Source organism: Psychrobacter sp. AOP30-A2-5, assembly GCF_052378115.1.
GTDB lineage: Bacteria > Pseudomonadota > Gammaproteobacteria > Pseudomonadales > Moraxellaceae > Psychrobacter.
In genome coordinates this window covers 128,214-150,623 of record NZ_JBQSXK010000002.1, presented here as the reverse complement: position 1 = coordinate 150,623, position 22,410 = coordinate 128,214, and the positions used below count along the sequence as shown (strand labels likewise).

Sequence of the window (22,410 nt, the reverse complement as noted above, 5' to 3'; positions counted from 1 at the left end):
AGTTAAAGCTCAAATCTCGACCAGTGGCTACGATTGTGAAAGTCAGGCGGGGAGGCGTGGTTTGGGGCAAAATATAAAGCAATCTCACCAAACCATAAAATAACGCAAGGATGTATTTGCTCAATCACAGTATTTGCGATGGCGTACTGCTGATTGGGTAGTTGGATTACTGGTACATTAAAGCTGCGCTCATAATGATGAGGTTTATTTGCGACTGATGGATCATTAAATAAAGGATTCTCCACGTACCTTAATGTTGGCTTTACATTATTTATCCAATTAATAGACGCGCGCGCCTGTCCATCAGCTGCATATAAGGGTGTTGGCGGTAAGGTCGCAGGATTACGATAGCTTGCAAATTGATATAGCGCATAACGACCGTCTGGATTGGCATTAATCTCGATATAGGGCGTTGCCTTTTGAGCATCCGTTAGATTTTCATCATTTATCAGACGACCAGCGATAAAACACTCAAGGCAAGTCTCTTCCCACAAGTAATCATCGAATTTTACTTGCGATTGCTGCCACATTGACCAATTTAGCTGCTTTGCTAGCATTTGGTTGGGCAGGGTGAGTTGATAGGTTAGCTGTAAGTGGAGTGATGGCTGTCGAATAATCTGAGCACTCACATTTATACAGATGCGCTGTAACTCATCCACTGTTACACCCAGTTGCTGCGCATCGTTTGCTATGGTTTCGGTGGCCACACAGAGATTGAATGATTGATTCATAATTTAAGACCCAACAATAAAAATACAGAAGTAACCATAAGAAAAATGGTACCGACTAAGCGAGCTAATATTACACGCTAAGTAAATCTAAAACGAGCAGACAACATAAAAGCCGCGAGCAAGATGCATCGCGGCTTTTATGTTTATCGTCACCATGTGGCTATGATTTGAGTTGATATGGCATACCATACCATCACATCACTCAAACCAGCTAGTCATCACATATTATTGTGCATGACGCGCTAAGTTAGACAATTTTGGGTTGGCGTTTGGATTTTTACGTAGTAACAATGCCATACGACCAATAGAATGAACCAAAGACGCGTTAGCCGCTTTGGCAAGTTCCGCACCGATGACATCGCGCTCTTCTTTTGTGCCAGCAGGCAGCTTTACTTTGATGAGCTCATGATCTGATAGCGCGCGATCAATCTCTTCAGTAATGGTTGGGGTAATACCTTTGTTGCCAATCATGACGATAGGTTTGAGGTCGTGACCAATGCCTCTTAGGCGTTTGATGGTAGCGTTATCGAGTTGCATAGAATTCCTAGGTGTTGGTAAAAATAAAAGACAGTGCTATTAAGAGCAGTTGATGACCATTATAGATAATCTGTGGTCATCTTGCATGAGATCAGCAGGATTTTGCACGATTTTACGTGATGAAAATGTTAAACTGAATGTTTGGGCACATTATAAACGCTACTGTCTGATAAATCAGTGTTTTAACCAATAGAATTTCGCCAGTTTAAGACTGCAAATGTAGAAAAATCTTGATTGATAGCATATTCGAATGAATTTAACCCATATCGAAAGTGCTTCATAAATCTTTTAGCTAATTCAGTAATATGTATGAATGTTTTGCAAAGCAATAGGAGCAGGTATTTTGGCCACGCGTATCGAAAATAAAAAACTGTCAAAGAGTAGTAGCGCTTGGATGAAAGAGCATATTGACGATCATTATGTGCAAAAAGCGCAAAAAGATGGCTATCGTGCCCGTGCCGCCTATAAACTATTAGAAATTAATGAAAAAACCAATATTATTAAAAAAGGCATGACGGTTGTAGATTTGGGCAGTGCTCCAGGCAGTTGGTCTCAAGTGGCAGGTCAGCTAGTAGGCGAAAAGGGCATTTTGATTGCCTCTGATATTCTGCCGATGGATACATTGCCTGATGTGACCTTTATTCAAGGCGACTTTCGCGAAGCAGAAGTGTTTGATGCGATCATGGCAGAGGTTGGTGATAGGCAGGTCGATGTAGTGCTGTCCGATATGGCACCAAATACGGCAGGAAACAGCGCAATCGATCAGCCACGTATGATGTATTTATGCGAGCTGGCAGTGGACTTCGCGCTTGCAACCTTACCAGAAGGTGGCGCACTTATTATGAAAGTGTTTCAAGGTGAAGGCACACAAGAATTACGCAAGCAGATTCAGCAGGATTTTAGTAAAATCCGTAGTATCAAGCCAGGTGCATCACGACCACGGTCAAAAGAGATGTTTTGGATAGCGATTAAATAATCATAACGTCGTTATGTTATAGCCATTGTAAGCGAGACAATGTGTCACCATAACATAGTCTCATGAGCGTATTGAACCCGCTACAATCGTTAACTGAATAATAGCGAAACCTGCTTGAATTATGCAGGTTAGCACCACATATCATGGTATATTAACTTTGTTTCAAGCATATGTTTTAGGCAAAGTCGTCTGACAATAAGCGCCTGATGTGCTCATCTACGATAGATATATAGGTCATTGATATTTATAACTTGTGAAAACAGTCCCCATGCAGCATTTGAGTTGTATGAGTCTGACTCATAAATTTTGGCTATGAATATATCTACTAAAAAATGAGCGATACGTTTATAGACGTCACGTGTTTAATAAACACACCAATAAGTAAGGGATGGGAATAACTAGTGAGCGACATGGTAAAAAATACCTTATTGTGGCTGGTGGTAATCGGCGTTTTGGTGCTGGTGTTTAGCGGCTTTGATCAATCATCCGAGCCGGATAGCCTTAACTACTCTGAGTTTGTGACCGCCGTGTCAGAAAACCAAGTAGCCAGCGTTGAAATCGATGGCGAGCAAATCACCGGCGAAAAGAAAAATGGTTCATCTTTTGAGACCATTAGACCAGCTGTGTCAGATGATGAGCTTATGCCATTGCTGCGTGAGAACCAAGTCGAAGTCCAAGGGACTGCCCCAAAACGCCAAAGCGTCTTGATGCAATTACTGATAGCCAGTTTCCCAATTCTATTGATTATTGGTCTGTTTTTATTCTTCATGCGTAACATGCAAGGCGGCGCTGGCGGTAAAGGCGGCGGCCCTATGAGCTTTGGTAAGTCAAAAGCTAAAATGCTGACTGAAGACCAAATCAAGGTGAACTTTGAAGATGTGGCTGGTTGTGAAGAGGCCAAAGAAGAAGTGGTTGAAGTGGTCGAGTTTTTACGCGACCCTGATAAATTTACCAAACTGGGTGCGACGATTCCACGTGGTATCTTAATGGTAGGTCCTCCAGGTACCGGTAAAACCTTGTTAGCCAGAGCCATTGCTGGTGAAGCTAAAGTGCCGTTCTTCTCAATCTCAGGTTCTGATTTTGTTGAGATGTTTGTCGGTGTCGGCGCCTCACGTGTACGCGATATGTTCGAACAGGCTAAAAAGAGCGCGCCTTGCATCATCTTTATTGATGAAATTGATGCAGTCGGTCGTCATCGTGGCTCTGGTATGGGCGGCGGTAATGATGAGCGTGAGCAGACACTGAACCAATTATTGGTGGAAATGGATGGTTTTGAAGGCAATGAAGGCGTAATCGTCATTGCAGCGACCAACCGTGCGGATGTGCTTGATAAAGCGCTATTGCGTCCAGGTCGTTTTGACCGTCAGGTACAAGTGGGCTTGCCAGATATCAAAGGCCGTGAGCAAATTCTTAAAGTGCATTTGAGAAAGCTGCCGAATACTATCGGTGTGGATGCTAATGCATTGGCTCGCGGTACACCAGGTTTCAGTGGTGCGCAGCTGGCCAACCTTGTCAACGAAGCGGCATTGTTTGCAGCACGTCGCAACAAGACCAGCGTTGATATGAATGACTTTGAAGATGCAAAAGACAAGCTATATATGGGTCCTGAGCGTAAATCAATGGTCATCCGTGAAGAGGAGCGCCGTGCGACCGCTTATCATGAAGCAGGTCACGCCTTAGTCGCTGAGCTACTACCAGGTACCGATCCTGTGCATAAAGTAACGATCATGCCGCGTGGTTTTGCGCTTGGGGTTACTTGGCAGTTGCCAGAGCATGACCAAACCAGTATGTATAAATCAAAAATGCTGAGCGATATTGCTATCTTATTCGGCGGTCGTATCGCTGAAGAAGTCTTTATCAATCAAATGTCGACGGGTGCTTCTAACGACTTCGAACGTGCAACCAAGATGGCTCGCGCCATGGTGACGAAGTACGGTATGTCTGATGCGCTTGGTATTATGGTTTATGAAGATGAGGACAGCTCGCAAGGCTATTTTGGCTCTAGCAGTCGTACGATTTCAGAAGCCACGCAGCAAAAGGTCGATGAAGAAGTTCGCCGTATGTTAGAGGAGCAATATGATATCGCGCGTGAATTGATTGAAGGCAATCAAGAAAAAATGCATGCGATGGTAGATGCTCTAATGAAGTGGGAAACCATTGACCGTGATCAGTTGCAAGATATCCTAGCAGGTGAAGACCCACGTCCACCTAGAGTTTATCAGCACAATGAAGTCAACTTATCGAAAAATGATATTAAAACAACCAACTCAACACCGCCACCGTTACCAGCGATGTAGTTGTCAGTTGATTCATATCCAATAGAAAAAGCCCTTTATCATAAAGGGCTTTTTTGTTGTCCATATTTCGTGAAGGGTTTAGTACAGAATAGAGTTTACTGGTATCATAAGCACAGCGTATAACAAGCACAGTGCAATAATTAGAATGTTTTAATGAGAGATAATTTGGTTATGTCCTTATTTCAGCCCTTACCCAGCTATAAGATATCAAGTCGTGATAAAACACTAGATCTATCGCAGCCTCATATTATGGGTATTCTTAATGTCACACCCGATTCGTTTTCAGACGGTGGACAGTTCAATGTGGTAGATAAGGCTGTTGCGCATTGTCAGCAAATGATAGAAGAGGGCGCGACTATTATCGACATTGGCGGTGAGTCTACTCGCCCCAATGCGGATGCTGTGGGCACTGCTGAAGAGATGCAGCGTGTTGTGCCAGTGGTTCGAGCCATTAGGCAGCAATGCGGGGAGGATATTTGGCTATCCATTGATACCAGTAATCCAGAGGTTATGAAAGCGGCTTTTGACGCTGGTGCTGATATTTGGAATGATGTACGCGCACTCAAATGTGAGGGTGCAGCAGTACTAGCGGCTGAGCTTGATATACCAGTCATGCTCATGCACATGCGCGGCGAGCCAACAACGATGAATAATTTGGCACACTATGATGATGTCATTAGTGACGTAAGGGCTGAGCTATTATCGCGTATTGACGAAGTAACAAGAATCGGTGTTAAGCGTGAGAAAATTATTATCGATCCAGGCTTTGGTTTTGCGAAAGATTATGAGCATCATTGCGCACTATTAAGCCAGCTTAGCAGGCTACAAGCGCTTGGTTTTCCGATGATGTTTGGCATTTCGCGCAAACGTTTTTTAGCGGAAGTACTGAGCAAGAGTGGCGTCGAAGTCGTTGCTACTACTAACGCGGTAGATCGTGATGTGGTAGGTACGGCAGCTGGTATCTTTGCCCTACAGCAAGGCGCTGGCATTATACGCACCCATAATGTGGCGATGATGCAGCAAGCGGTCGCCTTGTGGCGTCAATTATCTGCGCATAATTATCCTTAATCCCAATTTAAAATAATGAGAGTACTTTTATGACCACCCCGATTCAGCCAGAACCAACCAATGAACAGCGCCGCATTATCTATCAAGCACGCCGCGGATTAAAAGAGTTAGACTTTTATATTGACCTTTATGTTAAAGAAATTTACTTAACGGCAGAGCCTGCTGAACAAGAGACGTTTGCAGAAATGCTGACTCATGAAGACCCTGATTTGTTGGATTATTTCACCAATCAAAATCGTCCAGAAAACGAAGAAATATGGGCGTTAGTCAATAAAATTAAGACATGGCGTCATACCAAAGATTTGACTTAAAGACTGATTTAGATATAAAAAATGGTTGTCCAGAGCTGGCATAGATAGGCCTGAGCAACATAATGGTCTGCCGTTTTTTTTGGTGATAAAATATGACCTTGGCAAATTCGTTACGTATTGATACGGCTATTCGGCCTGCCAGCTATGTGCGTTTGCTGCTTTATAGTGGGTTGACCGCCGTCATGGCTGTACTGGCGTGGCTTGCTTCTTTACTGTTATGGCAATATGTGCTTATTTTAATGGTTACCGCCGCGGTGATTATTTATTTGACATTATCACGACCCATACTGCTGCACCTGAGCCAACCACCACTTAGTCATCGTGTTGATCAACATTGGCAGCTACTGATCCGTACGGGTCGCGGTGATGAGCTATGGCAGGCACAATTAATCGCTGTCTCTGGATATAGCTGGGCGATAAGCTTTGAATTTAATGTTGTAGAGCCTTATCAGCGCTCTTTATCAGTGACCATCTTTCGAGATCAAGTGAGCCCTGAACAATGGCGAGAGTTGAATGCTTTGGCTAGATTATATTGAATATTCATAAATAGTGCTTATCAGTGCCATAGTTGAATCTTCAATATGCCTAACATAAACGCCGAAAATACGAGTTAAGGCAGTATTTTTTTATAGCACCCAATGAGCGGTTTTTTCCATGAATTTACGAACGCCTACATGTCATAACAAAACACCTATCTTGATAGCGAAAGAGATTTGTTATATTGCAAGAGAATTGTGAATCGCACAAGTAAATCACGCTGTTGCTTAATATATTAAATTAGCAGCGAAGTTTTTAGCGGTTTATAGATAATAAATAATATGACAAAAAGGAATCGAGAATGAGCTTATTAGGGAATTTGGTTAGTCAGGTGGCCCGTCGTGCGATGGATCCTGAAGATGCGCAGCGTAATCCTGTAAATCAACGCATTGATCCACGTCGTACAGGTGGTCTTGGGGATATATTGGGTAGCGTGCTCGGCGGTGGTAGTCAAACTGGTGGCTACAATCCACGCCAGTATGATCGTCAGCCAGACAACGGTTTTGGCTTAGATGATATTCTCGGTGGGTTAACAGGCGGTGGACTCACTGGTGGCAATCAAAGTGGCGGCGTCAATGCTGGTGCTGGTTGTCTGGGCGATATTTTAGGCAGTGTGCTAGGTGGTCAAGCCATGGGTAGTCAAACGAGAAAATCTGGATTCGGTGGTAAAGGTATGCTAATCGCTGCACTCATGCCAATGGTACTAAGCTGGATCAAACGCAATGGTGGCTTGAGTGGTGCATTATCTAAAATTACAGGTATGGGTTATGAAAACCAAGCGCGTTCTTGGATGAGTAACCAGCAAGACAATGACAATCTTGATCCAAATGATATCAGTCAGTTATTCGATGAAAATGAGATTCAGCAGGTTGCAGCACATACTGGTGCTAACGACGTAGAAGTCCGTCAAGGTCTTGCTGAATTGCTGCCAGAAGTAATGAATCAGCTGACACCAAGTGGCAATTTGGATAATGAATCTGAAGCCGATGAAGAGATTGATCAAATCATCAATCAGCTATCTAGTCGATTAGGTGCGTTAAAATAAATTTATTTTTTAAAGAAAGTCGTAATCGTTAATGCCACAAAGTTAGTACTATAAAAAAGAGTACGTTATCCAACGTGCTCTTTTTTATGGCTGTTAGTTTAACCCTACTATTGGTACTCAATTACTGAATATTTACTCTTTATTCTAAATAGATATGTTAAAAATGGTGAATAATAGAAAAATAATTCTATAAATCTTATAAGATGGTCATATGATTCATTGAGTCTTTTGTCGCAGTGGCTACTTTGATGATCCTTTATATAATATGACTGCGTGATGGTATAAGCATTTATAAGGATAGTTAATCATGCCATTTAAGCCTATTCAAGCAGCGGTTGCCATTTTGGTCGGCTTGATCATTTGGTTTGTGATACCTGTGCCTACTGGCGTCACCCCTGAAGCATGGCACATGCTGGCGTTATTCATCGCCACTATTGTCGCCATTATCGGCAAAGTATTACCCATTGGTGCCATTGCTATCATTGCCGTCACCCTAGTCGCACTTACAGGTGTGACTAGTGATAGCCCAGCACAAGCTATTAGCGATGCACTATCAAGCTACTCAAGTCCGTTGATTTGGCTAATTGGTATTGCAGTCATGATATCGCGTGGCTTGATAAAAACGGGTTTGGGTCGACGTATTGCCTATTATTTTATTTCTATTTTTGGTAAAAAAACCATCGGCGTGGCTTATTCTTTGACTGCAGCTGAATTGATGATAGCACCCATTACGCCTTCTAATACGGCGCGTGGCGGCGGTATTATTCATCCTATTATGAAGTCTATCGCGCAAAGCTTTCATTCGACGCCAGAAGAAGGCACTCAAAATAAAATTGGTCGTTATTTGGCGATGGTGAACTATCATGCCAATCCTATTACCTCTGGGATGTTTATTACGGCTACTGCGCCCAATCCTTTGGTTGTAGATTTGGTGAATAAAGCCACAGGCGGTGATATTCAACTGTCATGGACCACTTGGGCAGTGGCGATGTTTGTACCTGGTATGCTATGTTTGCTTGTGATGCCGTTATTCATTTATATAATTTATCCACCTGATGTTAAAATCACGCCCGATGCAAAAGGTTTTGCCAAGGAAAATTTGGCAGAAATGGGAAAAATAAGCAGCCAAGAAAAAATCATGCTCGGGGTATTTGCTCTGATGCTGTTATTGTGGGCGAATATTCCCGCATTGATGTTAGGTGAGCAATATAGCGTTGATGCTACCACCACAGCATTTATTGGTTTGACGACCTTAATATTAACGGGCGTGCTGACTTGGGACGATATTTTAAAAGAGAAGTCAGCATGGGATACCATTATTTGGTTTGGTGCCCTTATTATGATGGCCGCTTATCTTAATAAGCTTGGACTGATAAGCTGGTTCTCTGGCAATATCGAATCGATGATTGGCACGACTGGGCTTGGCTGGATAGGGGCTGTGACTATTTTGACCCTAGTGTATTTATATATTCATTATTTCTTTGCTAGCACCACGGCTCATATTACTGCACTATTTGCAGCATTTTATGCGGTGGGTTTAAGCTTGGGCGCACCGCCGATGTTATATGCGCTGATCTTAGCCGCAGCGGGCAACATCATGATGACGCTTACGCATTATGCAACCGGTACTGCGCCAGTCATTTTTAACTCTGGCTATGTGACGTTAAGAGAGTGGTGGAGTATTGGTGCAATAATGAGTGTGGTCAATTTGGTCATCTGGATCGGTGCTGGTTTGATTTGGTGGAAAGTGCTCGGCTATTATTAATAGATCGCTCAAGTCATATTGTCTTATGTACAGATGGTCGTTTTTAAAAAAAGTGAGGGTGGCTTAAAAGCGCTCATCTAATGTGTCTAATGTATAATTGAGCGCGGCAAAACAGATATCGCTCTGAAAGCCTCGATATTGCAAAAACCGTAGCTGCTTTGCTTTGTCTTTTTGTTCGATAGGTATGTCATCGCCGTACTTCTTAGTGCGCGCTGTGACTGCCAGTTTGAGCCAATCGACACCATCTACTAGATTATCTGCACTATCATCTACAAACTCCCTAAACTCTTCTGACTCTGCATTTGCCATATCGATTAACTCATCGATATTACTGGGCATGGCAATCTTTTTACGATAAAACTCCTGCTTGATACGCCCACGTCCCCGACCTTTACGGATATTTTCACGAATGAGCATGAGCGTCGTGCGATAATCACTTTGGTAGCCTTTTTCCTCAAACTCATCGAGTAGCGCATCAATTTTATCTGGGGCTTGCTCTTTATCAATAAGCTTTTGCTTAAGCTCAGCCTTGCCGTACTCACGGTGTGATAAATAATAAAACGCCAACCAACGCAAGCGGCTTTCGGCTTTGATCTCATCTATTTCTGCTTGTCGTTGTTCAGGCGTGCGCAAATAGGCCTTAAGAGCAGCAGGTAGGTTATCCATCTGACTGTCGACTGTGCTGTGCGCAGAAGTGTTGGTAATGGCAGCATCGGTTGTATACTGTGATTCTTTGTTAAATTCATCATAAGTAGCCGCGCTATCGTTTGGTTCACCATGAATATTTTTTTTAACTTCAGCCAGCATCTCTTTGATACTTTGTGCTTCTGGTTGCTGATAAGCGGGCACATCACTAGGCTCAGGGTTAAAGTTAGCCGCTGGGTGAAAACGCTTTTTATGTTTCTTGGTTTTAGCAGGATTTTTATTGGTAGAAGATTGAGCCTCAACGGATTCTACTGAAAAGTCAGCATCGTCAGATAATGAATGGTTTTCACGGTAGTAAGTTAAATGCTTGCGTGTCTTAGCCGTTTTTTTAGGATTGCCTTGATAGGAATGCTGAGAAAATTTGGAGGATTCAGAGTGTTTGGAAGATTTGGAAGGTTTTTTTGATTTGATAGTAGGACTACTCGCTGAATCGGCATCGGATTCAGCGAGTATTTCAGCTAAGGTTTTAATGTTCATAACAATTTAATTTTCATAACAAGTCATGATTATTGATAACGGTTAATCATTGCGCCGTTATTGTACAGGATCAGAAACCAACGCTTCATTGGCTTTATCTTCGGCTTTAATCTCTTTCTTTGATCCAAGCTTTTCTTCACGGATTTTAGCTTCGATTTCTTGCGCAATCGCAGGGTTTTCTTTTAAGAACAGCACAGAATTGGCTTTACCTTGACCGATTTTTTCGTCGCCATAGCTATACCAAGAGCCTGCTTTGCCAACTGCACCAATTTCAACACCCAAGTCAATCACTTCGGCTAAGTGGTTGGTACCTTCACCATAAGTTATTTCAAACTCTGCTTGGCGGAAAGGCGGTGCCATTTTGTTTTTGATGACTTTGACACGGGTTTGGTTACCGATGATTTCATCACCATTTTTGACCGCACCGATACGGCGAATGTCCATACGCACTGAGGCGTAGAATTTGAGCGCGTTACCACCAGTCGTGGTCTCAGGGCTACCAAACATCACACCAATTTTCATACGAATTTGATTGATAAATACCACCATACAGTTAGAGCGTTTGGCGTTACCAGTGATTTTACGTAGTGCTTGGCTCATGAGCCGTGCTTGCAAACCCATATGTGAGTCGCCCATCTCGCCTTCAATCTCTGCGCGCGGCGTCAAGGCAGCGACTGAGTCAATGACAATCATATCGATAGCACCAGAGCGCACCAACATGTCGGTGATTTCAAGTGCTTGCTCACCATTATCAGGCTGAGACAGCAATAGCTCGTCAGTATTCACGCCAAGCTTACGCGCATAAACAGGGTCAAGGGCATGCTCAGCATCGATAAAGGCGCAGGTACCGCCCTGTTTCTGACACTCTGCAATAGCTTGTAGCGTCATGGTCGTTTTACCTGAGCTTTCTGGACCATAAATCTCTACGATACGGCCTTTTGGTAGACCACCAATGCCAAGTGCAATGTCCAGACCCAACGAACCTGTTGATACTACATCGACATCCATAATAGCTGAGTCGTCACCTAAATGCATGATGGTATTCTTACCAAACTGCTTTTCGATTTGACCGAGTGCTGCTTTAAGGGCTTTGGCTTTATTGTCGTCCATACTGGATTCCTTGTCTTCAATCATTGGTTAAAACTATAAATTTGGTATGATAAATAAAATGTTTGTAGCTACGAAGGTTAACGGCTCAATAGTGCTGATGGCTATCTAAATAATAGGCAGCGTTCGTTCAATGTCTATCTAGGATGAATGGGTTAGGGTATCGGTGGTGTAGACAGTAATATAGGATATATCACTCTACTATACAGTAAAATCAAATAACGATAAAAGTAAAATTAAGTTCATAATCAGCGCCAACAGGTGTAATTTGTAGGTAACATTATGCTCGTTGAGCCTTAACTGTTTTCTAAAGTGCGGTTGATTAGATAAGGTGATTATAACAAAAACCAAGGAGCATATAGAGGATACAATGATGCTAAACGACACTAACTGTCGCATTGTATATAAGTGATAACTTGTGTAATCTAGTTGATGAATATATCCTAATTTTGGATAGGATAATACTGCCGTTTGTCAATAGCATTAAAAGTTGTCCACAAGAAATAAAGCGTCTGAATTTAGCTTTTGTGAAACATCAGTGAGGATTAATTTAATTTAAAAATATATTAAAAATAAATTACAGTATTATGAAATACCGTGTAACTTACTGATTTAAAAGGTTTTTTAAATTGTATAAAAAATGAACGATTTTACCTCATCCTTTGAGCTATCTAGGAAAATTGTTGTCAAGTGCGTACTTATGCACAGGGTTATCCACAGCTTATGGGGAGAACTCATGAATCCCTTATACTATCAATGTTTGAGTAGGTAGGTAACCTGTGAGTGTGGCGCTGCAATATATTTTTTACCCCTATATATAGCATTATTAATTTAAAAACTCTATGAAAATAGACGATGTTTCACGTATTAAAAAATTTTTATTATTTTTAATAAAAATACTTATAGCTTGTCTATTAAGGGTTGTAGCTGAAAAAAATCAAATAATATTGTCATTAGATAATTTGCAAGCACAAAAAAGCGGCTAAATAATTTAGCCGCTATGCAGAAGTCACCGAAGATAAGTGAGCCAAATCTAGTCTTTGATATAGATTAAATCCCAAACGCCATGTCCACTATTTATACCGCGGCGCTCAAATTTGGTCATTGGACGAAAGTCAGGGCGGTCGGTGAAGTTACCTGCGCCTGCTTGATTGGTTAAACCAGTAAAACCGTCTAATACTTCAACCATCCAAAAGGCATAATGCTCCCAGTCGGTTGCGGTATGAAACCAGCCGCCTTGCTTTAGACTACGAGTCACAATCGCCATACGTTCAGGGCTGACGAAGCGGCGCTTGTGATGGCGCTTTTTTTGCCATGGGTCAGGGAAGTAAAGCTGGATGCGATCAATATGGTTTTCTGGTAGTTGCTTGAGCAATTGGATGGCGTCACCGTTGATGATTTTGACATTGGTTAGCGCTTGCGTACCTGCCATATAGGCGCATTTACCGATGCCTGGCTCGTGCACTTCGACACCAACGAAATTGCGGCTAGGTTCTGCTGCCGCCATCTCAATGAACGAATCACCCAGTCCAAAACCGATCTCTAAAGTAAGCGGTGCTTCACTACCGTTAGGGCTATCAGCGAATAGCGTTCGTAGATTGTCAATACCATCAAGATTGCCATCACCGAAACTGTTATTGACCAGGTACTCAGAAAATTCTGGCGCGGTTAGTGCCAGTTCGGCATTTTTATTCATGTGCGTACGTCGTTTCATAAAAGTATTGACGATACGTAGATGTTTGCTTTCTTCAGGCTTACTCTCATTACTAATACTGGCTTCAATGTCAATATCAGTATTGCTTTCGGTGTTAGTGCTGAGGACTTTTTGCTCATCAGTAGTATTCGTACTATCGATGTTATCATTAAGATCAGAATGTTGACTCATAGGATTGACAAGGCTTAATAAAATGGGTGATGTATGCTTATTATAAGTTAAATCTATACAGCTGTGAACGCACAATCCTTTTTTAATATTGTTATCGCTGATCCAGCATAAAAGAGTGAAAGCGTTGACCTTGTTTGACGTATCACATATAGATTGCCATTCGGCTGCCTTGACGCTCTTTTACATTGAATTAGCGGTATTTATCTGTCGTTTTACTGTTCTGCACATCGGTTTTGGCGTTATCATATAAAGTGAGTAATGGATTTAAATTTTTCTTCATCGTTAATAGGGGTCATCTATGCTATTTATCGAGACGGATTCGCCGCCCCCTTTTTACCAAGAACAGCTGACTCCTGCTAAGCGTACACAACTTGATAAATGGTTCATCGGTCACCGTAGCCAGCATTATTATCTAAAACGCTTTGAGCAGTTCGATGCACAAGGTTATCTTTCGCCAAAATGGCATTGGGCAGCATTTTTTGTGACGTTTCCTTGGCTCCTCTATCGCAAACGCTATATGGATGCGATTGTCTATAGCGTGGCTGGCTGGTCGTTTATTCAGCTCAATGTGGCACTGGTATTGGTTGCGTTTGAATTTTTGGCAATGTCCTTCATCCCTGATGCTTACCAGATGGCGACACGCATAGGTATTGCCGCGATCATTTGGTTATTTTGGTCGTTCATGGTGGCGCGTTGGACGGATGCGTATTATTACCGCATGGCGCGACGTGAGATTGCAGATGCTATCGATGATTATCCGCGTGATGAAGCAGCGCAAAAGGTGCATCTGCGCCGAGAAGGTGGGGTCAGTTTATTTGGGTTAGGATTGGGGTTTGGTATTTTTGCTTTTGCTTTAATGGTCATTAAGATACAGTTTCTGCCAATTATTGCCAAGCCAAAAGCCAATGAAGTGCTGTTCGATGCGTATGATACAGCCAAAACGGTACAAAATCGTGTGGCACTGATTTATCAACAGACAGGGCAATGTCCAATGAATTTACCTATTGATACAGGCACTCAGCAGATACGAATTGATATCGATAAAGAGGCCGCTGGCGTAGTAGAAACGGATTGTGCAGTCATTGCGACCATACAAAATGTTCAGTTCCCTATCCGCTATCTAAATCAGCAGACACTGGTTTTTTACCATGTGCCAGACAGCGATAGTTGGAGCTGTACAAGTTCGCTAAATAAGAAACTGGCACCAGCAAGCTGTATGCCCGATTAGGGCATTTTTGATGATCTAACCATGACACTGACAGTGCCTATTTGTGAGTCATCAAACACGCTTTAAAATATATAAATACTTAGGTGTTAGAGTCAGTTGCAACGTCGTCCTTTTTATCAACGGGTGTTGCTTTACTTTTTAGCGCGTCATAAAAATCCGTTAAGTCCATTTTTCGTGCCTTATCAATGTCTTCATCAAACAAGCTTTCTAGCTCTGCCATCGCTGATTGTGCGGATTCAATCATGCTGGCTTCATCATCATAGATCGCTTGCTGACGTTCAATCAAGTCATCGTCGTAATCGCGGAAAGTTTGCACCGTCTCGCGCGCTTTTTCTGGTGAGATGCCAAGCAGTTGTAGCGACTCACGCGACATATCCAAGGATGATAGGTAAGTCTCACGCCAAATATGACGCACACCGACCTCACGCAACCGATAATAATGCTGGCGGTCACGTGCCCGTGCCAAGACAATCAAGTCTGGATAGTTTTTACGCAAGTATTGAGCCGTGGTGATAGAGCGCTCTAAATCATCGATGGCCAAAATAAACACACGGGCTTTTTTGATACCAGCCGCGCGCAATATCTCAGGGTTTTTTGGGTCGCCGTAATAGACTTGGTTACCAAATTTACGAACGAAATCGACACGATTCGCTGAGCGTTCAATGGCGGTAAATTCGATGTTGTGCATGCGTAGTACACGACCGATAATCTGACCGACGCGCCCAAAGCCAGCAATAATGACCTGATGTTCATGATCGGGAATGGCATCGTATTCGCGGCTGGGTTTGCTTTTGGCAAATAACGGCTCACCGATTTTTTCAAGTAACAAAAATGCCAGCGGTGTGAGCGCCATGGAGATAGTGACGATAAGGTTCAGGGTGTTGGCAAGCTCAGGTCGCAACACATTTTGAGCGGTAGCGACACTGAATAACACGAAAGCAAATTCACCACCTTGAGCGAGCGTCACACCCAGTCTGATGCTGGTTGGCCAGCGATTGCCTGATATCTTTGCAATGGCGGTAATGACACCAAATTTGATAGCCATCAATGCCATTGCACAGCCGATGATAAAGATAGGTTTTGCCAAAATGAGTTTGACATCAGTCAACATACCGACCGACATAAAAAACAAGCCAAGTAGCAATCCTTTAAACGGCTCAATACTGGCTTCTAGCTCATGGCGATACTCAGAATCTGCGAGCAACACCCCTGTCAAAAAAGCACCTAATGCCATCGATAAACCAATTTGACCCATCAAAATAGACACACCCATCACGATAAATAGCGCAACGGCGGTCAGCAGTTCTGATGCGCCACTAGAGGCTACAAACTTAAAAAAGGGACGAACGACATAACGACTAGCAAAAATCAGTCCAGCAAAAACCGCAAAAACTTTGCCAAAATAAATCAAATCATAACTTTGTTCGCGCACCCCTGATAGGAAAGGAATGACGGCTAACAAAGGGATAACTGCAATATCTTGGAATAATAAAATCGTGAACGCTTCACGACCGTGGGTGCTAGAAAGCTGCTGTTTTTCCGTCAATATTTGTAATACAAAAGCTGTGGATGACAAGGCAAGGCCAAAACCGACGATAAAAGCAGTATCGAGCTGTAAGCCAAAAATTTGATGTAACAGCCCCATTAATAATGTGCCAGTCAGACCAACTTGCAAACCACCGAGGACAAATATCGAACGCCGCAGTGCCCATAATCGTGAGGGTTGCAGCTCAAGTCCGATAATGAATAGCAGCATGACCACGCCAAACTCAGAGAAGTGTAATAAGCTCTCAGCATCGCCTGCGACGTCTAGACCACTGGGCCCCAATATCAATCCTGTAATGAGATAACCTAAGACCGTCGCAATGCCAAAACGTTTACCAAGGGGTACAAAGAGCAGGGCTGCTCCTAAGAAGATTGTAGCTTGTAACATTAAATTTGGTGAGCCGGTGGCGGCAGCGAACATCTGGAATCCTTAGCAGTCATGATAAAATAAGCAACACAATATGGGCATGGCAAAAATAAAAAATCTTAGCATACGTTATTTTTTACGATAAATCTTCCACACACCATTATCGGCAAGTGGATTGTTATAAGCATCGTTACGGCGTTTACGCGGGGTCTGGCGACTGTCTACGATTTTGAAATCGGGCAGAGCATGGACGATAAGACCCGTTCGATAAAAACGTACGCGTTCAGGCTCCAGCATCTCGCCCTTGCTATCACGGCAAAATACATAGGCGCGCAAATCAATAAATTCACGATGCGCCACCAAACGCGCCTCATCATCATTATCAAATACTGCACTCATACGCGCAATTTCATCAGCACTATAATCACCACACTTATCAGTAAGCGCACCGACCGAACCGAAGCTTTTGGATTCTTTTGCACGGGTCTTGGTCAAATGTAGCCTTTGAACATGATAGATAAATTGCGGTATCTCAAGGCTGGCTGGTAGCGGCAGGTGATCGGGCGGTAGGGTGGCCGCAGGATAAAACGCCATGGCGCGCTCAAGCAGATTATGCCAACGCTGCTGATAGGCGTGGACTTCGGCGATATTGCCTTCATAAATTGGCATATCACGAATTTGACGCAAAATATCAGGTGGAAACTGCTCATCTCGAAAGCTAGCAATGTCCTCTTGCAATGTTGATAACAATGCTTTGGCATGCTTTTTACCCTCTGCTGAGATAGGGTCATCAATGTAGCTTGGAGCAACAAAAGGAGCTGAGCGTCTCGACATGGCAGAAAATAATCCATTAGTGGTAAATTGGGTGTTTCAGCTTTAAGTATACAGAATTTATATGAAAAATATGGCGGCGAGGCTAAATTTCCCATCATTTTTAACATGCCATTACAATGCTAAAAATCGGCGTGATATAAGCTTATTTAAAATAAAGCCTGTTTATGTCGGCGCATAAGAAGTTAAATTCATGCACGATGATTAGCCAACTGATAGTAAATTGCGCGGATTATTGAAGATTTTTAGCAAAATAATTTTAAGGGTTTTCGGGGCAGGACTGGCGCTATTATTTTAGTTTTAGTTTTAGTTTTAGTTTTAGTTTTAGTTTTAGTTTTAGTTTTAGTTTTAGTTTTAGTTTTAGTTTTAGTTTTAGTTGCTAGTTGCGTCATATATGGCATCTGATTATTTGGCATCTGATTATTTAATGCACATCAGGACTGACGCATGAGATTTTTGGATTCGAATCATATTCTTATCGTTGGGGTTAGGTATCTGGTTAATCACAGCGCTTTGGCTAATGTGGTGCATTCGGCGTTATTATTGCCACCATTTGATAAAACGTCGCCAATCATAGGCAACGTTTAAATTGATATTTGAATGAAGAATGGTCTTTTCAATGTTTAATGTCTGACTTTCAAAGTCTGATTTTCAATGTTTCATGCTTAATGATTGTGACCAATATGATTATTACCCTCTGTTTGTTGTTCTGAGATGTCGCAGACCAGCGCATCGCTATGTGCCTCAGTCTGCTGACGTGATGCGCTTTCTACCTGAATGGTCGCATGATGGATGCCGAGCTCAAGCAAGCTTTGTTCTAAATTGGCAATCAATATGCTGGATTCATGAATACTCATCTCACCATCGACAACGACGTGACAAGACAAGGCATTTAAACCACTGGTAATACTCCAAACATGCAAATCATGGACTTCTTGTACTTGCGGATGGGTAAGCAGTTTTTTTTCTACATCCACTAAGGATATGCCTTCTGGCGTGCCTTCCATCAAAATATGTACGGAATCACGCACGACGCGATAACCACTAAATAATATCAGTATTGCGACAATCACCGAGGCCGCTGCATCTGCCCAAACCCAGCCGAAGCTCATCATCAAAAGCGCGGCAACAATAGCGGCAACCGAACCCATTAAGTCACTCAATACATGCAGGTAAGCACTTTGCATATTAAGATTGACCGGTGCTTTACTCTCATTTTTTCCTTGACTGTCCTCGTGGCTGTCTTTGTGACTACCAGCATGACTGTGACCATGTGCATCTTCGCCGCGACTGCCTCGATGCATCAGCCACGCAACCAAAATATTGACCAACATACCGATAGTAGCAACGATAAGCATCCCTTGGGTAGCAATTTCAGGCGGTGAATTAAAGCGCTTAATCGCCTCATAAAAAATCATTAGCGCAATAATGACCAGCGTCGCACCATTGACTGTTGCGACTAAAATCTCAAAGCGTTTATAACCAAACGTCTTTTGATGAGTGGCTGCTTTTTCTCCAATTTTAAATGCCATTAACGTTGCGCCAAGTGCGATTGCATCACTGAGCATGTGACCTGCATCAGATAATAGCGCCAAACTGCCAGTCAGCCAGCCACCGATGGCTTCAATAAACATATAGCCTGTGATAATGATAAAGCTAAACAGCAAGGTGCGCTGATAGCCCTTGGTATCTCGCGGGGCTGTTGTTTGCTCTAAGTGTTCATCGTGATCGTGAGTGGCTTGATTGTCATGAGTGTAGTTGCTCTCATCCTCTTTATGCAGATGGTTAGCCACATTAACAGTATCATTCTGAAGAGAATGGTTGCCTTGCTCAGCGTTTGATTTATTTTGACTCATAACAACACTCAGAATGACAGAAGAGGAAATTTGATTGCTTATAAGGCTGGGCTTGCTATTCGCAAACTAGCCAGATATAAAGAATTTAGCATATTTAATAAACGCTTGCTGTATCTAGGCAGTAAACGATGAATTTCCTATTTTGAATAACGTTCTTTATTAACGGCGAGCTATAGAAGAGTAATTGGGCTTAAAGAGTGATGGTTAGGCGTTGGCGGCTACCAACCAACAGGGTCGATATCTAAAGTGAGTTTAAGGTACTTGGCACTTGGCAAGGTCAATACGGGCTGCCACCATTGGTTTAATACATGGTGTAATTGCTGTCTGTCTTTGCCTAACAGCAGCAATTGCACATGGTAGCGACTGTTCTTTTTGCTCATTGGTGCATCGATAGGTCCTAGTACGGCGAGATTATGGCCATTTGGCAAAATGGCAATCGCATCTTTAAGGGCTTGCGTCGTGGCGGCAAGGGTTTTGCCTTCACAGCGTATCAGGGCAGCATGACTATGCGGCGGTAAACCCATCATTTTACGCTCTTGCAATAGCTCGCGAGCAAAAGACAAATAACCATCTTTGACCAGTTTTAATAGCAGCTCATTGTCAGGTTGCAATGTTTGAATGAGTACGCGCCCCGACTTATCACCACGACCGGCACGCCCTGCGACTTGAATCATGAGCTGCGCGGTATGTTCCGGCGAGCGAAAGTCGGCTGATAAAAAGCCACGATCAGCATTGGGTAAGCAGACAAGCGTAACATTGGGGAAATGATGACCTTTGGCGACCATCTGCGTGCCAACCAAGATGGCAGGATTGCCTTGATTGATACGCTGATAGATATTCTCCCAGCTGTCTTTACGTCTGGTGGTATCGCGATCGATTTGGATAATGGGGTAAAGCTCTTTACTGGTTTGCGGATTGGCAAAAATCGCATGCAGGTTTTCGCTAAGCCTCGTCGTGCCCATCCCTTTGGCATCCAAATTTTGACTGCCACAATCAGGGCAAACTGTTGGAATATAGGCTTGCCAATCACAGTGATGGCATTTTAAATAGGAGCTACTATAAGCGTTGTGTTGGGACTGGCTATTGTAATGAACGGTTAAATGGGCGTCGCAGCGCGGGCAATCAGCCTGCCAGCCGCAAGCTTCGCAGAGCAAAACTTGCGCATAGCCGCGGCGGTTTAAAAATATCAATACTTGATCACCCGCTTCTAGCGTTTGCCGTATTGCCCCAATAAGCGCATCGGTCAGCCCAGTATCATAGCGCGCGCCGTCGTCCGTTGTTTGTTGATGAGTACTTTGCAGGCGCGCATCAATCAGCTGCATGGTCGCAAGCTTCGCATTACCGGGACGAGTTTGCAGTTGGCGCTCCACCAGCTTACCGTCATCGACCAGTTTTAGATGCTCAAGAGATGGCGTGGCCGTACCCAATACGACAGGGATATTGGCTTGTAGTCCACGATACAGCGCGACGTCAGCGGCATGATAGCGCAAGGTATCTTGCTGCTTATAAGAACCATCATGCGCTTCATCCACGACAATTAAGCCCAGATCTGCAAAAGGATATAGCACCGCTGAGCGCGTGCCAATAATGATTTGAGCATGACCCGTACGGCAGTCTTGCCAGCCTTGTAAGCGATGAGTATTATTCATGCCAGAATGCAATAAGACAATGTGAGCGGCAAAGCGACTGGCGAAACGCGCGCGTGTTTGCGGTGTCAATCCAATCTCTGGTACCAAAATCAATACCTGCTTGCCAGCTTCCAATACGGCTTGCATCGCTTGCAGATAGACTTCTGTCTTGCCACTACCAGTGATGCCATTTAATAAAAATCCCGTGTAGCGATTGGCTTCATGAGCCGCAATAATGGCGGTAACGGCGAGTTGTTGCTCGTCATTGAGATCAAGGGGCATTTTTGCTAATTTAACAGGCGCAGGTGATTGTTTGGGCTGAATATAGCGCTCGATTAACCCTTTGTCTTCGAGCGCCTTTAAAAAACTCCTTTCCATGCCCTCTAGTAATAAAACATCTTCACTCGCGCCGCGCTCGCCATGCAGCTTAAGCATATCAAATTGTTGTTTTTGTTTTTTGGCGTTGGCACGAAAGTCAGCGTCGCTTACCTGTGGCAAAATTCGCCAATGGGTAATCAGTAAATCCAGCGGCTTACCTTGACGAACGAGAGTTGGCAGCATGACTGCTAAAACGTCACCAAGCGGGTAGTGGTAATAACGCGCTAGCCAATGTGCCAGCTTTAGCATACTGGTCTCTAAAATAGGCTCAGCATCCAAGCATTTATTGATAGGTTTTAGCTTATTAAGTGGCACGCTGCTATTTGCTTCTGGAATATGAGCGACGACGATACCGATTAAAGTTTGACGACCAAAGGATACTTCGACACGGCAGCCAATAGGGGGTAAAGAAGGGCTTGATAAGGTGTTTATATCTGCTGGTACGCTATAGTCAAATACCCGATAAAGGGGCACGGGTAGAGCAACTTGTACCAACATAGAATGCGTTCCCAGTTTCAGGTAAATGGTTTTTGGATAAACAGTTTTTAGGTAAATGGACTTTAGATAACCAGCTTTTAGATATCTAGATTGTAATATTGATAAGAATAATAGCAATAAGCCCAAATATTGATATTTGGGCTTACTTTGGCCTTACTTTTTAGCAGTGGCTTTTTTGGCGTAATGACTTGAGAATTAAGTGCGTCTATGTATTAAGCCTTACTATTTACATGATGATATGGCTTAAGTTACTCAATATATAAAATTGACTCAATCTCGACCACACCGCCTTTAGGTAACGCCGCTACTTGGACGGCTGCACGGGCAGGATATGGCTCGCTCAAATTGGCAACGAATACTTCGTTTAAAACAGCAAAATCATTCAAGTCTGTTAATGATACGTTAAATTTAACCACGTCATTTAAGCTGCCACCAGCCGCTTCACAGATGGCTTTGATGTTTTCGAACACTTGCTCAGCCTGTGCTTTAAAACCTTCTTTTAATTCCATGGTATCAGGGTCAAAACCCAATTGTCCTGAAATATAGACGGTGTTACCGACTTTGACGGCTTGTGAATAAGTACCAACGGCAGCAGGTGCTTTATCAGTTTGAATGGTTTGACGAGTCATATTATATCC

18 protein-coding genes are annotated in these 22,410 nt (G+C 43.2%); 8 read left to right on the top strand and 10 right to left on the bottom strand.

The features are described 5' to 3' along the window. Positions 1 to 2: 2 nt before the first annotated feature. Positions 3 to 731 (bottom strand): hypothetical protein, encoded by a 729-nt coding sequence (locus tag ACT3S4_RS02985; RefSeq protein ID WP_444760413.1) that lies wholly within the window; start codon positions 729 to 731, stop codon positions 3 to 5. A 225-nt stretch (positions 732 to 956) separates the two neighbouring features. Continuing rightward, positions 957 to 1,268 carry a YhbY family RNA-binding protein gene (locus ACT3S4_RS02980; protein ID WP_193012510.1) on the bottom strand — a complete coding sequence of 104 codons (312 nt, stop codon included), beginning with the start codon at positions 1,266 to 1,268 and terminating at the stop codon, positions 957 to 959. Positions 1,269 to 1,611: 343 nt separating this feature from the next. Between ACT3S4_RS02980 and ACT3S4_RS02975 the strand changes: the two genes are divergently transcribed. The 7 genes from ACT3S4_RS02975 (at position 1,612) to ACT3S4_RS02945 (ending at position 9,267) form a co-directional block, all read left to right on the top strand. Further along, on the top strand, positions 1,612 to 2,244 hold the full coding sequence (locus ACT3S4_RS02975) for an RlmE family RNA methyltransferase (RefSeq protein WP_444760412.1): 633 nt from the start codon (positions 1,612 to 1,614) through the stop codon (positions 2,242 to 2,244). A gap of 401 nt (positions 2,245 to 2,645) precedes the next feature. Further along, a complete protein-coding gene (gene ftsH, locus ACT3S4_RS02970; protein ID WP_055124711.1) occupies positions 2,646 to 4,541 on the top strand; it encodes an ATP-dependent zinc metalloprotease FtsH in 1,896 nt (631 codons plus the stop codon). A gap of 171 nt (positions 4,542 to 4,712) precedes the next feature. Beyond that, entirely contained in the window at positions 4,713 to 5,609 is an 897-nt protein-coding gene (folP, locus tag ACT3S4_RS02965) for a dihydropteroate synthase (protein ID WP_444760411.1), read from the top strand. 29 nt (positions 5,610 to 5,638) lie between these two features. Beyond that, positions 5,639 to 5,920, top strand: coding sequence for an FAD assembly factor SdhE (locus ACT3S4_RS02960; RefSeq protein WP_045444191.1), 282 nt, complete (start codon positions 5,639 to 5,641; stop codon positions 5,918 to 5,920). Positions 5,921 to 6,012: 92 nt separating this feature from the next. Then, positions 6,013 to 6,456, top strand: coding sequence for a hypothetical protein (locus tag ACT3S4_RS02955; protein WP_201560654.1), 444 nt, complete (start codon positions 6,013 to 6,015; stop codon positions 6,454 to 6,456). Positions 6,457 to 6,758: 302 nt separating this feature from the next. Continuing rightward, a complete protein-coding gene (locus tag ACT3S4_RS02950) occupies positions 6,759 to 7,502 on the top strand; it encodes a YidB family protein (protein WP_201560655.1) in 744 nt (247 codons plus the stop codon). 307 nt (positions 7,503 to 7,809) lie between these two features. Further along, positions 7,810 to 9,267 carry an anion permease gene (locus ACT3S4_RS02945; RefSeq protein ID WP_444760410.1) on the top strand — a complete coding sequence of 486 codons (1,458 nt, stop codon included), beginning with the start codon at positions 7,810 to 7,812 and terminating at the stop codon, positions 9,265 to 9,267. A 63-nt stretch (positions 9,268 to 9,330) separates the two neighbouring features. On the opposite strand, the gene ACT3S4_RS02940 is transcribed toward ACT3S4_RS02945, so the two are convergent. From ACT3S4_RS02940 to trmB, 3 genes are all read right to left on the bottom strand, one after another. Next, positions 9,331 to 10,449 (bottom strand): regulatory protein RecX, encoded by a 1,119-nt coding sequence (locus ACT3S4_RS02940; protein ID WP_201560656.1) that lies wholly within the window; start codon positions 10,447 to 10,449, stop codon positions 9,331 to 9,333. A gap of 57 nt (positions 10,450 to 10,506) precedes the next feature. Continuing rightward, positions 10,507 to 11,559, bottom strand: a complete 1,053-nt coding sequence (recA, locus tag ACT3S4_RS02935; RefSeq protein ID WP_201560657.1) for a recombinase RecA — start codon at positions 11,557 to 11,559, stop codon at positions 10,507 to 10,509. Positions 11,560 to 12,589: 1,030 nt separating this feature from the next. After that, positions 12,590 to 13,441, bottom strand: a complete 852-nt coding sequence (trmB, locus tag ACT3S4_RS02930) for a tRNA (guanosine(46)-N7)-methyltransferase TrmB (RefSeq protein WP_201560658.1) — start codon at positions 13,439 to 13,441, stop codon at positions 12,590 to 12,592. Between the two features lie 298 nt (positions 13,442 to 13,739). Between trmB and ACT3S4_RS02925 the strand changes: the two genes are divergently transcribed. Continuing rightward, a complete protein-coding gene (locus ACT3S4_RS02925; RefSeq protein WP_444760409.1) occupies positions 13,740 to 14,669 on the top strand; it encodes a pilin in 930 nt (309 codons plus the stop codon). Positions 14,670 to 14,748: 79 nt separating this feature from the next. Here ACT3S4_RS02925 and ACT3S4_RS02920 read toward each other — a convergent pair whose 3' ends face one another. The 5 genes from ACT3S4_RS02920 to ACT3S4_RS02900 all read right to left on the bottom strand — a co-directional run bounded on the left by ACT3S4_RS02920 (position 14,749) and on the right by ACT3S4_RS02900 (position 22,401). Beyond that, positions 14,749 to 16,635 carry a monovalent cation:proton antiporter-2 (CPA2) family protein gene (locus ACT3S4_RS02920; RefSeq protein WP_055124702.1) on the bottom strand — a complete coding sequence of 629 codons (1,887 nt, stop codon included), beginning with the start codon at positions 16,633 to 16,635 and terminating at the stop codon, positions 14,749 to 14,751. Positions 16,636 to 16,710: 75 nt separating this feature from the next. Then, complete coding sequence (locus tag ACT3S4_RS02915; RefSeq protein WP_201560661.1) at positions 16,711 to 17,415, bottom strand: hypothetical protein; 705 nt, start codon at positions 17,413 to 17,415, stop codon at positions 16,711 to 16,713. Between the two features lie 662 nt (positions 17,416 to 18,077). Continuing rightward, a complete protein-coding gene (locus ACT3S4_RS02910) occupies positions 18,078 to 19,268 on the bottom strand; it encodes a cation diffusion facilitator family transporter (protein WP_201560662.1) in 1,191 nt (396 codons plus the stop codon). A gap of 218 nt (positions 19,269 to 19,486) precedes the next feature. Further along, entirely contained in the window at positions 19,487 to 21,772 is a 2,286-nt protein-coding gene (locus tag ACT3S4_RS02905) for a primosomal protein N' (RefSeq protein ID WP_201560663.1), read from the bottom strand. 248 nt (positions 21,773 to 22,020) lie between these two features. Continuing rightward, positions 22,021 to 22,401, bottom strand: coding sequence for a RidA family protein (locus tag ACT3S4_RS02900; RefSeq protein WP_087815098.1), 381 nt, complete (start codon positions 22,399 to 22,401; stop codon positions 22,021 to 22,023). Between the last annotated feature and the right edge of the window lie 9 nt (positions 22,402 to 22,410).

Bases quoted from the DNA above. Each gene is read 5' to 3' on its own strand.
- ACT3S4_RS02985 (WP_444760413.1), bottom strand. From the start codon at position 731: ATGAATCAATCATTCAATCTCTGTGTGGCCACCGAAACCATAGCAAAC.
- ACT3S4_RS02980 (WP_193012510.1), bottom strand. From the start codon at position 1,268: ATGCAACTCGATAACGCTACCATCAAACGCCTAAGAGGCATTGGTCAC.
- folP (WP_444760411.1), top strand. From the start codon at position 4,713: ATGTCCTTATTTCAGCCCTTACCCAGCTATAAGATATCAAGTCGTGAT.
- ACT3S4_RS02960 (WP_045444191.1), top strand. From the start codon at position 5,639: ATGACCACCCCGATTCAGCCAGAACCAACCAATGAACAGCGCCGCATT.
- ACT3S4_RS02955 (WP_201560654.1), top strand. From the start codon at position 6,013: ATGACCTTGGCAAATTCGTTACGTATTGATACGGCTATTCGGCCTGCC.
- ACT3S4_RS02950 (WP_201560655.1), top strand. From the start codon at position 6,759: ATGAGCTTATTAGGGAATTTGGTTAGTCAGGTGGCCCGTCGTGCGATG.
- ACT3S4_RS02945 (WP_444760410.1), top strand. From the start codon at position 7,810: ATGCCATTTAAGCCTATTCAAGCAGCGGTTGCCATTTTGGTCGGCTTG.
- ACT3S4_RS02940 (WP_201560656.1), bottom strand. From the start codon at position 10,449: ATGAACATTAAAACCTTAGCTGAAATACTCGCTGAATCCGATGCCGAT.
- recA (WP_201560657.1), bottom strand. From the start codon at position 11,559: ATGGACGACAATAAAGCCAAAGCCCTTAAAGCAGCACTCGGTCAAATC.
- trmB (WP_201560658.1), bottom strand. From the start codon at position 13,441: ATGAGTCAACATTCTGATCTTAATGATAACATCGATAGTACGAATACT.
- ACT3S4_RS02925 (WP_444760409.1), top strand. From the start codon at position 13,740: ATGCTATTTATCGAGACGGATTCGCCGCCCCCTTTTTACCAAGAACAG.
- ACT3S4_RS02920 (WP_055124702.1), bottom strand. From the start codon at position 16,635: ATGTTCGCTGCCGCCACCGGCTCACCAAATTTAATGTTACAAGCTACA.
- ACT3S4_RS02915 (WP_201560661.1), bottom strand. From the start codon at position 17,415: ATGTCGAGACGCTCAGCTCCTTTTGTTGCTCCAAGCTACATTGATGAC.
- ACT3S4_RS02910 (WP_201560662.1), bottom strand. From the start codon at position 19,268: ATGAGTCAAAATAAATCAAACGCTGAGCAAGGCAACCATTCTCTTCAG.
- ACT3S4_RS02905 (WP_201560663.1), bottom strand. From the start codon at position 21,772: ATGTTGGTACAAGTTGCTCTACCCGTGCCCCTTTATCGGGTATTTGAC.
- ACT3S4_RS02900 (WP_087815098.1), bottom strand. From the start codon at position 22,401: ATGACTCGTCAAACCATTCAAACTGATAAAGCACCTGCTGCCGTTGGT.